The 14,608-nt window shown below is 41.6% G+C and carries 13 protein-coding genes; 6 read left to right on the top strand and 7 right to left on the bottom strand.

Translation table 11 applies throughout. The features are described 5' to 3' along the window. Positions 1–53 precede the first annotated feature (53 nt). Positions 54–230, bottom strand: a complete 177-nt coding sequence (locus tag ACR5KR_RS03775; protein ID WP_448265504.1) for a hypothetical protein — start codon at positions 228–230, stop codon at positions 54–56. Between the two features lie 162 nt (positions 231–392). On the opposite strand from ACR5KR_RS03775, the gene ACR5KR_RS03770 reads away from it, so the two are divergent. Beyond that, positions 393–2,783 (top strand): two-partner secretion domain-containing protein, encoded by a 2,391-nt coding sequence (locus tag ACR5KR_RS03770; RefSeq protein WP_448265503.1) that lies wholly within the window; start codon positions 393–395, stop codon positions 2,781–2,783. Positions 2,784–2,818: 35 nt separating this feature from the next. Continuing rightward, positions 2,819–3,619, top strand: a complete 801-nt coding sequence (locus tag ACR5KR_RS03765) for a hypothetical protein (RefSeq protein ID WP_448265502.1) — start codon at positions 2,819–2,821, stop codon at positions 3,617–3,619. Positions 3,620–3,803: 184 nt separating this feature from the next. Here ACR5KR_RS03765 and ACR5KR_RS03760 read toward each other — a convergent pair whose 3' ends face one another. Further along, on the bottom strand, positions 3,804–3,962 hold the full coding sequence (locus tag ACR5KR_RS03760; protein WP_448265501.1) for a hypothetical protein: 159 nt from the start codon (positions 3,960–3,962) through the stop codon (positions 3,804–3,806). Between the two features lie 178 nt (positions 3,963–4,140). Between ACR5KR_RS03760 and ACR5KR_RS03755 the strand changes: the two genes are divergently transcribed. The 3 genes from ACR5KR_RS03755 (at position 4,141) to ACR5KR_RS03745 (ending at position 7,792) form a co-directional block, all read left to right on the top strand. After that, entirely contained in the window at positions 4,141–6,975 is a 2,835-nt protein-coding gene (locus tag ACR5KR_RS03755) for a two-partner secretion domain-containing protein (RefSeq protein WP_448265500.1), read from the top strand. Between the two features lie 22 nt (positions 6,976–6,997). Continuing rightward, positions 6,998–7,252 (top strand): hypothetical protein, encoded by a 255-nt coding sequence (locus tag ACR5KR_RS03750; RefSeq protein ID WP_448265499.1) that lies wholly within the window; start codon positions 6,998–7,000, stop codon positions 7,250–7,252. A gap of 165 nt (positions 7,253–7,417) precedes the next feature. Then, positions 7,418–7,792 carry a hypothetical protein gene (locus ACR5KR_RS03745; RefSeq protein ID WP_448265498.1) on the top strand — a complete coding sequence of 125 codons (375 nt, stop codon included), beginning with the start codon at positions 7,418–7,420 and terminating at the stop codon, positions 7,790–7,792. A gap of 5 nt (positions 7,793–7,797) precedes the next feature. On the opposite strand, the gene ACR5KR_RS03740 is transcribed toward ACR5KR_RS03745, so the two are convergent. The 5 genes from ACR5KR_RS03740 to ACR5KR_RS03720 all read right to left on the bottom strand — a co-directional run bounded on the left by ACR5KR_RS03740 (position 7,798) and on the right by ACR5KR_RS03720 (position 12,896). Beyond that, positions 7,798–7,956 (bottom strand): hypothetical protein, encoded by a 159-nt coding sequence (locus ACR5KR_RS03740; RefSeq protein ID WP_448265497.1) that lies wholly within the window; start codon positions 7,954–7,956, stop codon positions 7,798–7,800. A 135-nt stretch (positions 7,957–8,091) separates the two neighbouring features. After that, positions 8,092–8,862, bottom strand: coding sequence for a DUF928 domain-containing protein (locus ACR5KR_RS03735; RefSeq protein ID WP_448265496.1), 771 nt, complete (start codon positions 8,860–8,862; stop codon positions 8,092–8,094). A gap of 27 nt (positions 8,863–8,889) precedes the next feature. Continuing rightward, positions 8,890–11,226 carry a CHASE2 domain-containing protein gene (locus ACR5KR_RS03730; protein WP_448265495.1) on the bottom strand — a complete coding sequence of 779 codons (2,337 nt, stop codon included), beginning with the start codon at positions 11,224–11,226 and terminating at the stop codon, positions 8,890–8,892. Positions 11,227–11,252: 26 nt separating this feature from the next. Beyond that, the gene (locus ACR5KR_RS03725; RefSeq protein WP_448265494.1) at positions 11,253–12,224 is read right to left on the bottom strand and encodes a DUF1822 family protein; all 972 of its coding nucleotides are present in this window, start codon (positions 12,222–12,224) and stop codon (positions 11,253–11,255) included. Between the two features lie 33 nt (positions 12,225–12,257). After that, positions 12,258–12,896, bottom strand: a complete 639-nt coding sequence (locus tag ACR5KR_RS03720) for a sigma-70 family RNA polymerase sigma factor (protein ID WP_448265492.1) — start codon at positions 12,894–12,896, stop codon at positions 12,258–12,260. Between the two features lie 714 nt (positions 12,897–13,610). On the opposite strand from ACR5KR_RS03720, the gene ACR5KR_RS03715 reads away from it, so the two are divergent. Next, positions 13,611–14,399: a DUF3102 domain-containing protein gene (locus ACR5KR_RS03715; protein WP_445627713.1), complete on the top strand. Its 789-nt coding sequence runs from the start codon at positions 13,611–13,613 to the stop codon at positions 14,397–14,399. The last annotated feature ends 209 nt before the right edge of the window (positions 14,400–14,608 follow it).

The raw sequence follows: 14,608 nt of genomic DNA, 5'->3' as shown, positions 1-14,608 counted from the left end.
TTCAAGCGGTGGGATTCAGGCTAGGAGTTAGAGTTAAGTTTTTGTCTATTTACCTACGCAGATGCCATTGTATTGGCTGACAATGCGATTGCATCGGCTGACAATTCGATTGTTTCCACTAACAATGCCATTGTATTGGATAACAATGCCATCGCATCGACTGGCAATTCGATTGTATTGGCTAACAATGCCATTGTATCGACTGACAATGCCATTGCATCGGCTGACAATTCGATTGTATAAACTTATGTAAATAAATTAGCAAGTTTTGCGTAAAATTGAGGCGATCGTAACTGAGAATTATCCAGAGGTGACTGTAACTACTGTAAACCGACATTAGTGGTCTAACATAACCAAAAGTTCCGCAACTGCTGTTTGCTTAGAGGGGTACAATGTCCAAGATAAGTATTCGTTGGGGCTACTTTTTAGGAATTGCAATATGTGGTGCAAGCGTTTGGAGTACAAATTCCGCTTTTGCCCAAATTATCCCGGATGGCACTTTACCTAATAACTCTACCGTTACAAGGGATGGGAACATCTTCAATATTACTGGAGGAACACGAGCAGGAAGTAATTTGTTTCACAGCTTTGGGGAGTTTTCTGTTCCTAAAAACGGCACTGCTTTCTTTAATAATTCTGTAAATATTCAGAATATTATCAGTCGAGTAACGGGTGGATCAGTCTCTCAGATTGATGGGTTAATTGGCACAAAGGGCACAGCTAATTTGTTTTTGATAAATCCTAACGGAATTATTTTTGGCAAGGGTGCGAGGCTGGATATTCGCGGTTCTTTTGTAGCGACTACAGCGTCGGCGATCGCATTTAGTAATCAAGGTTTTTTTAGTGCTACAAATCCCGAAAGTTCTTCATCCTTGCTGACAGTCAATCCAACGGCATTACTATTTAATCAAATCAAAACCGCATCTATCGAAAATAACTCAGTTGATTTGAGCGTATTAAATGGCAATAGTTTGCTGTTGGTAGGCGGTGATATCAAAATGGATGGTGGAAGATTGTTTGCTGATGGTGGGCGAGTTGAGTTAGGTGGGTTAGCAAGTGCAGGAACAGTTGAATTGAATGGCAATGGTAATAATCTGAGCTTGAATTTTCCCGATAATGTAGAAAGAAGTAATGTTTTCCTGAGCAATAAAGCTAGAGTCCAGGTAATAGCTAGTGATGGTGGAAGTATCGCGGTTAATGCCCGGAATTTAGAGATGACAGGAGAGAGTAGACTGTTGGCAGGGATAGAAAGTGGGCCGGGTTCTAGTAATAGTAAGGCGGGAAATATTGAGGTTAATGCAACTGGAGCAATTAGTCTTGATAATGAGAGTCGAATTGCCAATCAGGTGCGACCAGAAGCAAACGGGCAAGGTGGCGATGTCAATATCAATGCTAATACCTTGCGAGTTTCGGGTGGGGCAGTTGTGAGTGCTGATACAAGCGGTGCAGGCAAGGGGGGAAATTTAACCGTTAATGCCCAAGATGTGCAAGTTATTGGTAGAAGCGCTGATAATAAGGGCAGTACCTTGTCTACTTCAGCAGAGCGAAACTCAACAGGGAATGGGGGTGATTTGAGCATTACAACTAATACCTTGCGAGTTTCGGGTGGGGCAGTTGTAAGTGCTGATACAAGGAGTGCAGGCAAGGGGGGAAATTTAACCGTTAATGCCCAAGATGTGCAAGTTATTGGTAGAAGCGCTGATAATAAGGGCAGTACCTTGTCTACTTCAGCAGGGTCAAATTCAACAGGGAATGGGGGTGATTTGAGCATTACAACTAATACCTTGCGAGTTTCGGGTGGGGCAGTTGTGAGTGCTGGTACAAGGAGTGCAGGCAAGGGGGGAAATTTAACCGTTAATGCCCAAGATGTGCAAATTATTGGTAAAAGCGCTGATGCTGATAATAAGGGCAGTACCTTGTCTACTTCAGCAGGGTCAAATTCAACAGGGAATGGGGGTGATTTGAGCATTACAACTAATACCTTGCGAGTTTCGGGTGGGGCAGTTGTGAGTGCTGATACAAGGAGTGCAGGCAAGGGGGGAAATTTAACCGTTAATGCCCAAGATGTGCAAATTATTGGTAAAAGCGCTAATGCTGATAATAATCAGGGCAGTACCTTGTCTACTTCAGCAGAGCGAAACTCAACAGGGAATGGGGGTGATTTGAGCATTACAACTAATACCTTGCGAGTTTCGGGTGGGGCACAGGTGAGTGCTGGTACAAGGAGTGCAGGCAAGGGAGGAAATTTAACCGTCAATGCCCAAGATGTGCAAATTATTGGTAAAAGCGCTGATGCTGATAATAATCAGGGCAGTACCTTGTCTACTTCAGCAGAGCGAAACTCAACAGGGAATGGGGGTGATTTGAGAATTACAACTAATACCTTGCAAGTTTCGGGTGGGGCACAGGTGAGTGCTGGTACAAACAGTGCAGGCAAGGGGGGAAATTTAACCGTTAATGCCCAAGATGTGCAAGTTATTGGTAGAAGCGCTGATGCTGATAATAAGGGCAGTACCTTGTCTACTTCAGCAGGGTCAAATTCAACAGGGAATGCGGGTGATTTGAGGATTACAACTAATACCTTGCGAGTTTCGGGTGGGGCAGTTGTGAGTGCTGAGGAGGGAAATTTAACCGTTAATGCCCAAGATGTGCAAATTATTGGTAGAAGCGTTGATAATAAGGCCAGTACCTTGTCTGCTTCAGCAGGGTCAAATTCAACAGGGAATGCGGGTGATTTGAGTATTACAACTAATACCTTGCTAGTGCGAGATGGAGTGCAATAACCGTGCAGAGTTTGGGAACAGGAACCGCAGGTATCATGACATTAAATTCTCGCTCTATCCGTTTAGATAACAATGCCTTACTTAGCGGTAACACACAAAGCGCTATTGACTCCAATAGAGAGCAGGCGACAATTAACATTAACTCACGAGATTTAATAATGAGTCGCAATAGCAATATCAGAACCAATGCCAAGGGCGAAAACGTCATGGGCGGCAACATCAACATTGACACCGATTTTCTGATTGCTTTTGAAAATAGTGATATCAGAGCCGATTCTACTAACTTCCGTGGCGGAAATGTGCGAATCAATGCCCAAGGTATCTTTGGTATACAGTTCCGAGACGTAGGATCTGATACAACAAGTGACATCACTGCAAAAGGAGCAAATTCTGAGTTAAGTGGTAATGTAGAACTGAACACGCCGGATATTGACCCTAACAGTGGCAACATCAACTTGCCAACGATACCAGTTGATACCCAAATAGCACAGACCTGTCAAGCTAGTGAAAATTTAGCTCAAAGCAGTTTTACAATCACTGGACGCGGCGGCTTGCCTCCTAATCCAGGTGAAGCTCTTAACACTGATGCAGTGAAAGTAGATTTGGTGAGTCTCAATCCAAAAGGCGATAACCGCGATCGCTCCTTTGTTCCCAGCAAAATAACTACCCCCGCACCAGAACCGATCGTAGAAGCTACTGGTTTGGCGCTAAACGAAAAAGGGGAAGTCGTGCTGACAGCAAATCTTCCCAGCACTACGCCTCATAGTCCTTGGTTGAAGCCTGCATCTTGTAAAGCAATTCGTAATACTTCGGCTACGCTCAGTACAAGTTCGTAATTCGTAATTTAAGAAAGTCAGATTGCAATCTGATTTTTTTTCATCCAATACAGTTCAGTTAAGCATTTCTCCCTTCTTTTTCTTCTCTTCCTTTGCGTACTTTGCGTACTTTGCGGTTCGTTAAAAAAAATTGAGTTTGACAAAAAGTTAAGCCTTAACTGAACCATATTGTTTTTTCATCGACTTACAATGCGATTGTTTCGGCTGACAATTCGATTGTATCGACTGACAATGTGATTGTATTGGGTGACAATGCGATTGTTTCGGCTAACAATGCGATCGCATCGACTGACAATGGCATTGCATCGACTAACAATTCGATTGTATTGGGTGACAACACCATTGCATCGACTGATGAATGATGTTGTATAAATTTGTGTAAAGAAATGAGCTAGTTTTGCGTAAAACTAAGGCGATCGCAACTGAGAATTATCCAGAGGTGACTGTAACCCCTGTAAACCGACATTAGTGGTGTGACATAACCAAAAGTTTAGCAACTGCTGTTTGCTTAGAGAGGTAAAATGTCCAAGATAAGTATTATTTGGGGCTACTTTTTAGGAATTGCAATATGTGGTTCAAGCGTTTGGAGTCCAAATAGCGCTTTTGCCCAAATTATCCCCGATGGCACTTTGCCTAATAACTCTAGTGTCAAATTAGAAGGGAACAACAGCATTATTTTAGGAGGAACCCAAGCAGGTGACAACTTGTTCCACAGCTTTCGGGAGTTTTCTGTTCCTGTTAACGGCGCTGCTTTGTTTAATAATGCTGCGAATATTCAGAATATTATCAGTCGGGTAACGGGTGGATCAGTTTCTCAGATTGATGGGTTAATTCGCGCTCAGGGTTCGGCTAATTTGTTTTTGATAAATCCCAATGGGATTATTTTTGGCAAGGGTGCGAGGCTGGATATTCGCGGTTCTTTTGTAGCGACTACAGCGTCGGCGATCGCATTTAGTAATCAAGGTTTTTTTAGTGCTACAAATCCCGAAAGTTCTTCATCCTTGCTGACAGTCAATCCAACGGCATTACTATTTAATCAAATCAAAACCGCATCTATCGAAAATAACTCAGTTGATTTGAGCGTATTAAATGGCAATAGTTTGCTGTTGGTAGGCGGTGATATCAAAATGGATGGTGGAAGATTGTTTGCTGATGGTGGGCGAGTTGAGTTAGGTGGGTTAGCAAGTGCAGGAACAGTTGAATTGAATGGCAATGGTAATAATCTGAGTTTGAGTTTTCCCGATAGTGTAGAAAGAAGTAATGTTTCCCTTAGCAATAACGCTCTTGTATATGTGGCTGCTGGTGATGGTGGAAGTATCGCGGTTAATGCCCGGAATTTAGAGATGACAGGAGAGAGTAGACTGTTGGCAGGGATAGAAAGTGGGCTAGGTTCTAATAATAGCAAGGCGGGAAATATTGAGGTTAATGCAACTGGAGCAATTAGTCTTGATAATGAGAGTCGAATTGCCAATCAGGTGCGACCAGAAGCAAACGGGCAAGGTGGCGATGTCAATATTAATGCTAATACCTTGCGAGTTTCGGGTGGGGCAGTTGTGAGTGCTGATACAAGCGGTGCAGGCAAAGGGGGAAATTTAATCGTTAATGCCCAAGATGTGCAAGTTATTGGTAGAAGCGCTGATAATAAGGGCAGTGCCTTGTCTACTTCAGCACAGTCAAATTCAACAGGGGATGCGGGTGATTTGACGATTACAACTAATAACTTGCGAGTTTCGGGTGGGGCAGTTGTGAGTGCTGGTACATTTGGTGCAGGCAAGGGGGGAAATTTAACCGTTAATGCCCAAGATGTGCAAATTATTGGTAGAAGCGCTGATGCTGATAATAATAAGGGCAGTACCTTGTCTACTTCAGCAGAGCGAAACTCAACAGGGAATGCGGGTGATTTGAGCATTACAACTAATACCTTGCGAGTTTCGGGTGGGGCAGTTGTGAGTGCTGGTACAAGCGGTGCAGGCAAGGGGGGAAATTTAACTGTTAATGCCCAAGATGTGCAACTTGTTGGTACAAGCGCTGATAATCAGGTTGCCAGTGGCTTGTTTGCTTCAGCACGGCCAAATTCAACAGGGGATGCGGGTGATTTGACGATTACAACTAATACCTTGCGAGTTTCGGGTGGGGCACAGGTGAGTGCTGGTACAAGCGGTGCAGGCAAGGGGGGAAATTTAACCGTTAATGCCCAAGATGTGCAAATTATTGGTAGAAGCGCTGATAATCAGGTTGCCAGTGGCTTGTTTGCTTCAGCAGGGTCAAATTCAACAGGGAATGCGGGTGATTTGAGCATTACAACTAATACCTTGCAAGTTTCGGGTGGGGCAGTTGTGAGTGCTGGTACAAGCGGTGCAGGCAAGGGGGGAAATTTAACCGTTAATGCCCAAGATGTGCAAATTATTGGTAGAAGCGCTGATGCTGATAATGAAGTTGCCAGTACCTTGTCTGCTTCAGCACAGTCAAACTCAACAGGGAATGCGGGTGATTTGAGAATTATAACTAATACATTGCGAGTTTCGGGTGGGGCACAATTAACTGTAAGTAATCAAGGAACAGGAAATGCTGGTCGGATAAGCTCTGATGCTTTTGACATCCGTTTAGACAATCAAGGAAAAATCACGGCTGCATCGGTATCAGGTAGAGGTGGAGATATTGAACTAAAAACGGTGAACCTAATGCTGTTGCGTCATAATAGTTTAATCTCTGCCACTAGTGGTGTTGCTGGCAGTGCTGGGCTTGATGGCAATATAAACATTGGCACTAAATTTTTAGTTGCTGTCCCTTCAGAGAATAGTGATATTGTTGCAACTGGGTTTGGGCGAACTCCTGGTAGTAATATTCAAGTCAATGCACAAGGAATTTTTGGCATTCAATTTCGCCAACAGTTATCCCCTGAAAGTGACATTGTTGCAACTGGACAGGTGACATTAGACACGCCCGATGTTAACCCTAGCAGTGGTTTAGTCAACCTGCCAACCGTACCAGTTGATACTCAAGTAGCACAGACTTGTCAAGCTGGTGGAAATTTAGCTAAGAGCAGTTTTACAATCACTGGACGCGGCGGCTTGCCTCCTAATCCAGGTGAAGCTCTTAACACTGATGCAGTGCATGTAGATTTGGTGAGTCTCAATCCAAAAAGCGATCGCTCCAATCGCTCCTTTGTTCCCAGCAAAATAACTACCCCCGCACCAGAACCGATCGTAGAAGCTACTGGTTTGGCGCTAAACGAAAAAGGGGAAGTCGTACTGACAGCAAATCTTCCCAGCACTACGCCTCATAGTCCTTGGTTAAAGCCTGCATCTTGTAAAGCAATTCGTAATACTTCGGCTACGCTCAGTACAAGTTCGTAATTCGTAATTTAAGAAAGTCAGATTGCAATCTGGTTTTTTTTCATCGACTTACAATGCGATTGTTTCGGCTGACAATTCGATTGTATCGACTGACAATGTGATTGTATTGGGTGACAATGCTATTGCATCAATTTACAATGCGATCGCATCAACTTACAACTCGATCGCATCCACTAACAATGCCATTGTATCAACTTACAATGCCATTGCATCGGCTTACAAGGTTATTGCATCGATTTACAATGCCATTGCATCGCCTAATAATGCTATTGCATAGGCTTAGATAATTTACAGCATTTCATGTTTTTAGACCACACTGTTGATTCCTCTATGCCCTTAGAGTGGCTTTACATGAGATAAAAAAGATGTGGTACATAGCCTCCTGTTAGCTTTAGAGGTGTAATGGGCATATTAAATGTATACTTTATTACGGTATACATATATGCCTACCCAAAATACAACACGCCGTTTGCCTCCTCAATCAATTAGTCAAGATATTACTTCATTGCACGGTTTTCAAACCATCAGCACATACAATACAACCCGTGCTGATGCCTCTGCTGCAAACTTACAGCAAAGTTATCAAACTATGTTGAGTTTTCAACAAGCCGAAATCGAAAAACTAACTTTATACCGTGCTGCGGCTGATGCTGCGCGATTAGCAGAATGGGAATTTCATAATGCTGTATTAGCTATGAAAGAAGTTGTGCGCGGGCAATATGGGTCAGACAGCGATCAAGCTCAAGCAGTTGGATTAAAGAAAAAATCAGAACGCAAGCGTTCTAACCGTAAAAACTCAGTTGCGGCTGCAAGTTAATCAAATTAACCATTGAGTAAGTCTAGAGCATCGCTGACTTCTCTCCAAAAGCGATCGCTCTTCATATCAGGTTCGGTTAAACACTTATAATATCTGTAGGTTGGGTTGAGGAACGAAACCCAACCTACGGCTCCATGTTCATGTTGGGTTTCACTGCCGTTCAACCCAACCTACGATTGATAGATTTTATTATAAGTAATCACCCGAACTTGATATCACTGCTAATTCTGGCGTTGCATAGTTGTGGGACAACTGCCATGCAAAGGAAACTCTATATCATCCCACATTTATGCAACGCCCTAATTCTCAAGATTGCAGCACTCTACTTTTGGTTCAGTTGCAAAATCATTCAAACCCACAGCTTTCAACAGCGCCCTCCAAGAAGTATCTTGCGAATTGGTGCGATGCAATTCACTAGCAGCACTCAGCGCTTCATACCAAATACCATTAGCCGCATAAAGATTTACTTGCTGGCTTGGTGTTGCTTTTTCTAATTGAGTTTTCAAAGCAGGTTTTAGTTGCTCCCGTTTTACATAGCCTTCAACATTAGCAATAATTTGGTTATCCTTCTGACAGTAGATGTTAAAATACCATCGGTATTGCTTGCCAATCTCTAAAGGTGCTGCTTTTGATGGCAAGCGAAGGTTTACTATTCCTGGTGTCCCCGTGAAAGAAGTTTTGTAAGTAGTCTGATGTTCTGCTTCATCTTCTAGGACAAATTCTCCAGATGCAAACTCCGATGGATAAGGAACATAGAATACAAAACTAGGATGGTCTGCGATCGTGGTGCCAAACACTAATTCTGAGTTTGAATAAACAGGCACTAACGCTGTGAGCCGTTTTTGAGAAGATGTCAAGAGTTTATTTATATCCTGACCACAGCCACGACTACCTGCTTCTGTTCGCTTACCTGGTTCTCCGATGTCTGGCGGTGGAGGTGGTGCTGTGAAAATCAATGATTGGTTTAATTGTTCGTTGGGATTTGTAGGCTGTGCTTGCACACTTATAGAGCTAAGAAACGTTAAACTAACGGCGAGGAAAATTTGAATCTTTTGCATAGATAACTTCATTTTTATTTCTGCCTCAAATAGTAAAAATCAGTTGTCACTGCTTTGTTGTAAAAATAGGTAAATTGCCACTGTGCCGCCAGTAGCCACTAAAACCAAAGCTGATGGAACTAGAGGAACCCAAATCCCTTGGTAAAAGAGAATTAAGCAAAAAACGTATAAGACTCCAAGTACACCTCCTCCTGCTAGTACTAAATATAGTCTTGAGCGATCGCTTGCTGCGATCGCTACTGCTCCAACTACGGCAAACGCACCTCCAACCACTGACCAACTCCAAACCCACAAAACTTCCCCCCAAACGGGCAAAACTGATATCAAAGGTCGCTTATCCATCACCGCACTCACTAACTGACTCACCATTTGTGCTTGCAGAACCACCCCTGGTATTTCTTCAGAAAAACCCTGCCCAGTCATGTAAGGGGTAGGACTATAATCACGAAAGCTTTGAGCAGTAGTCCCAATCAGAACAATTCGGTCTTTGACTTGTTCAGGGTTGACTTTACCGCTAAAAACATCTGTGAGTGTGACTTTAGGAGCAATTTCTCCAGGAGAACCTTGGACAGACCGATAATTGAGCAATATTTGGTAGCCGCCTGTATCTGCTTGTTGATAGCCACCCTTATGAGGCTGCAATCGCTTAAAAACAATCTTGCCTAACTGCAAATCTCCAGAATTATTGTATTTGGCAGAGATACCTTCTGCCTCCAAGTAGTGGAATGCCAATTGAGCATTAAGGGCATAGCGTGCAGTACAAGGGGAGGTTACATCTGCTGGTTGCATTGCCAATAAATGACGACGTAGAACGCGGTCTGAGTCTGGGATAATATCACTAAATCCTTGGCGTTCTAGCGGAACCCCTAAAGGAGGCGAAATTCCGGGACGTTCTTTTGTGAGTTCTTGAACTTTACAAATTGCAAAAAGTCTGTCATCTATTTTCAACCTAGTCGCCAAAGCCGCTTGGTTGCCTTGTGATGACCGATCGTGATAAATATCCAAACCAATGGCTTTGGGTTGGAACTGTGCAAGTTTTTCCAAAAGTCGGGTTAGTGCTAGATCCGATAGCGACCCTCCTCTTTCCTTTTGTTCTGGTAATTGAAAATCTTCTTCGGTAACAGTGACAATCAACAGGCGCGGATCTTGCTTTTCTTGGGGACGCGATCGCATTAATCGATCGTAAGCTTGTAACTCCCATGTTTGCAATCCTCCCATTTGCCGAACTCCTAGCACGCTGATGGTGAGCATCACACTTACTAGTAATCCCCTTGTGAGTAGGCCAATATTAGATTTAATTCGGGGCTTTGGCCAAGTCATCGGGATCGCAGCAGGATTTTCACAAATTATCGGTAACCAAGTTGCCCCAGGAAATTTGTCCTCTAATCCTTGCAGTTTTTCTCTGGCAGTGCGAACTGCAATATATAAAGATGCGCCGGAAGAAAAAGCTTCCAGAAAATGCCTTAAAAATGCTTGCGCCACAAGATCCGGCACGGGTTCCCGCATGACAATCATTTGGGGAATATGTAAATCTTGTAGTTCTCGCGCTAATCCCAATCCATCACAGGAATTGAAAATCGCCAACTGTAACCCATTGGTGACGGCATTTCTCAGGGCATATTTCAGGTCTGCAATTGTTAAACTATCTTCGTCATTAATATAAATACGACCAGTCTCACCTTCGCTTTTACTATGACCAGCGAAAAATAAAATGTTCCAAGGTTGGTTCCACAGTCGATCGTTAATTCGATCGCGTTGGGGCTGTGTCAAAAAAGTTGTGGTAGCATTGGGCAATTTTTTTAGTAATTCGCAGTCTTTGTCCACATCAATACCAGTTTTATCGCCCAAAATCGCCAATATGTTAATTTTGTGTCTGTAGGTGGATGTCTGCAATCTAGTTCCTTGTTCTAACTCTGGAACGCTCAAAGCTACTTCGGCTTTGGTGTAGTCCCGATCGAGTAAATCCCATAGATGCCAAGGAAGTTTCTCTAGCTGCATAGAGGCAGTGCGAATCAGCACTCGCACTTCCTCATCGGGCATTAAGTGTTTCAGGCATTTTTCCCGAATCCGCCAAAAAGACTCTGACTCTAGCCAGTGATTTAAGTGCGATCGCAACTCACAAGCTTTGTTTTGACAGTCATCACGCCGTTGGCTAATAGAACCATCGTAAATAATTTTTTTGGCTTTGATGCGGCCATTTCCTAAATTACAATAAGTTGACCGCCACTCGTCAATTGCTTTAGCTATTTTTATATTCGGAGGTAAGTGACCAGAGGTTTCTATACTGGGACGCTTACCATCTTCTCCAATCTCCAGCGTCACCCGCACCCCTAACTCCAAATCGCCATCTAGCTTCAGAACAACTAACTTTCCCATTTGCAGCACCCCTATTGTTTTTCGCTTCAGATGAGAAAACTTTCTATAACGCTAATATTCCCTAAGACCAATTTAATACTAAAACGTTCTCCCACCTCGCCACTAAACTGCAATTGAATATTTTTGTTAGTGCTTCTAGTTTGCGCTTCCATAATAGATTCTCCCTCTACTCCTTCAAAGTCAAGCACCATCAGTTGGAGATTTGCTGGCAGATAAATTTCTCCCCATTTAGGATGCACTTCTACGATAATGTCTATTTCCTGCTCGTTCTCTTGAATGAAGCCAACGACTAGAATTACAGATTGAATGGTTGCTGTTTTTCCTAAATCAATCAGCTTACCCCTACTAACAAAAGAATCATTAGCACCTCTTAGACTCCAACCTGGATTAGCTCTTTGATTATCAAAAAGGGTTTCGATTTCTTGCCAACCACCTTCAAAAATATTCTCCAACCATTGCTTTAATTGAACTAAATTCTGATTTAATTTCAGCGATTTATTGGCTACTTCCGCAAGCTTGATTTGAGAAAGTTCTTCTAAATACTCCAATAGATTGTCTAAAGGTTGCAATTTGTTAATAGGTAATAAATCAGTTTCTACCTGTTTGATAAATCCTAGTAGCTTTGCCTCTCTAAATGAGTTGCCGATCTGCACAGCTACATAGCCAATTCGATTTGACTGTACTTCTGGTGGCACATAAACAAATTCTGCATCTGACAATACTGGACGACATTCTAATAAGCCCAAGTTTTTTAGCGACAAATCAGCGACATCCATCAGTGTCTGTTGTATGATATTCCAACTATCACATTGATTCAAGTCTGTCTCAAATCCCATGCAACGTAAATAATAATTTACAAAAGACACAGATAAAGTATTGAGAAAAACTTGTTCGCTTTTTGCTTGCGTGGCTTGTTGTCTGCATAACTCTTCTGCTCGATGTCTTCCATCCACAGGTATCGGTGCGGAAAATGTTAAAGTGTTGATGATTTTGCTCATATTTTTACCTAGTTGATTAGATGATATTAAACATTAAATATATAAATATTCATGGAACTTAGTAGCAAATTTTATCAAACAACGTTGGTAAAAACTATGGAGAGAAGTGATTCCAATACCCCATTCTGCCGAAATCTCTTTCCAGGAAATGCCAGAACATCTTCTTTGAGCTATAGCTTGAAAATTTGCCTCTGGATGACCTTTGATATGTTCCTTGCAAAAAATTAATTCTGGATCTGATTCTATAAATTCTCTTACTTCTTCAAATAAAGATATAGGTTGAGATGAGGGTATATTTTCCCAGTGAGAGCTTTCTAGATTTATTTCATTTTCTTTCCCAATAACTTTGGGGATAGCCTCTGGGAAAAAGCGTTTAGTTAATAGCATGTTTACCCAAGTCATCACTTCGCCGCGTTCTGGATCGTACTTATTAATATTGTTGTCTTGACAAAGATAGAAAAATAAATTTTGTACTGCTTCATCATAGATATCTTCATAAACTAGTTGAAATTGACCTTTGTAAGGATGAACAAGCTTATCTGACTCCCAAATAACATTAATCAGGCGTGTTAGAGCTATCCGTTTTTCCTTGGTTAGGTGTGTGTATTGTTGGGCTGCGATCGCTAATTCTTTAAGTTGTGCATCTAGTTGTTTTCTCCAGTCATTAGTCATAAAAGACCTCGAATCAAAACGCACCAAGTTGCGAATTCATATATATCTCATGGATCGATCGCAACTTTTACACAAACCAGCTACAATTGTTACAAAACTTTGTACTCATGCATTGAACTGGGGACTGGGAAGATTTGCCTCGGCGCAACACCAGATTCTTTCTTTGGTGTTCACGCTGACTTCCTTAGTAAGTTAAATTCTTCTTTGTGCCTGGACTTGGGGTGGAAGTGACTAGGTTCAAAAAGTTCACATCACCGAGTCAAAAAATCGCATCATTACTTCAGGCGTGGCCTATTCATAACGTTTCTGCAAGTGCTGAACCCTCGTAAATTGGCAAAGGTATTGCAAGAGGTCTAGTATTTATATAAATATTTACCTTACTAGGACAATACAGATGAAAGTTACTTAATTATGTACCAATACAGTTCAGTTAAGAAAAATTGTAGGTTGGGTGAAGCAAAGCGCAACCCAACAAAGCTATGAAAATGTTGGGTTTCGTTCCTCAACCCAACCTACACAACTTAAGGTTTTTGGCGCTAACTGAACTGTATTGTATTATGTACTTTTATTAAGTTCTAGCAAGAAGTTGCGTAAAATTATTAACTCGATCTGAATAACTTATCAGGCTCGTTTAAGCATCAGATGACAAGTTTAAACAGCATTTAATAAGAATATTGTTTGCGAAAAATGCACTTCCTGGCAGGAATGTACTGTATGGAGATTAGTAACGACGAGCTAGTAGCTTTACCTATAGAAGTCAAAGTAATAGCTACGCAACCAGAGCAAATTGTTGACCAGCCTTTAGTATCAAAGAGTAAGTCTGACTTTAAGACTAATGAGGAAAAACAACAACGGTTAACTACTTTAGCAGAAGACACACGACGTAGGCTAAAACGAAGTGCTACAGACATTTATTGTATTGGTCTAAATTTGCTAGAAGCTCAAAATCTGATAGAGCATGGTCAATTTATACCTTGGTTACGGCAAGAGTTTGGAATGGGTAAAACTTCAGCTTATGAGTTTATTAACGTTGCTAAAGCATTTGAATCCAAATTTCCGATAATCGGAAATTTGATTAACAATATTACTCCTACTGCTCTATGTAAACTGTCAGCCCCTAGTACTTCCCAAGCAGCTAGAGATGAAGCAATAGATATTGTCAAGGCAGGGGAAGTAGTAGATCCAGATGTTGCTAAAAAACTCATCAACAAATACAAAACTTCTAAAATAGGCAAAAAACAGCAACAAAACGTATGTTCAACTAGGCAACAGAGTGATATAAATAAAGTAGAAACATTAACCTTACCTAAAGTTGAGGTTAGTCAAAGAGAAAAAATGGCTAACACTTCTATGCCACTTTCTGTTACACCTCAAAAAGACGAAATACAGAAATTGATAACTGAGCGTGACATCTATAAAGCGCAATTAGAAGTACTAAAAAGTGCGAACAATCAACTTCAGTTAGATATTGTAAAACTTCGTTCTAAATTAAACCTGTTATAAGTAGATTAATCAAATATTATTAAATAATCCAAATCCAAAATTCCGAACTAATTAGGTAATTTAGAGGCTGTTTGTCAAAAAAAATCTAAACGAAATCGAAGCCAGGGTGGCGCATCATGTTAATAAGACTATCTCATTATCAATAAAGGCGATAATTTTCTCATTAATTTACTTGAATAAAAGCTTTTCCAAAAAAACCGATCAAATTG

The organism is Nostoc sp. DSM 114159, from assembly GCF_053470285.1.
The sequence above is the reverse complement of the archived record's forward strand: the minus strand, read 5'-3'. Positions and strand labels throughout refer to the sequence as shown.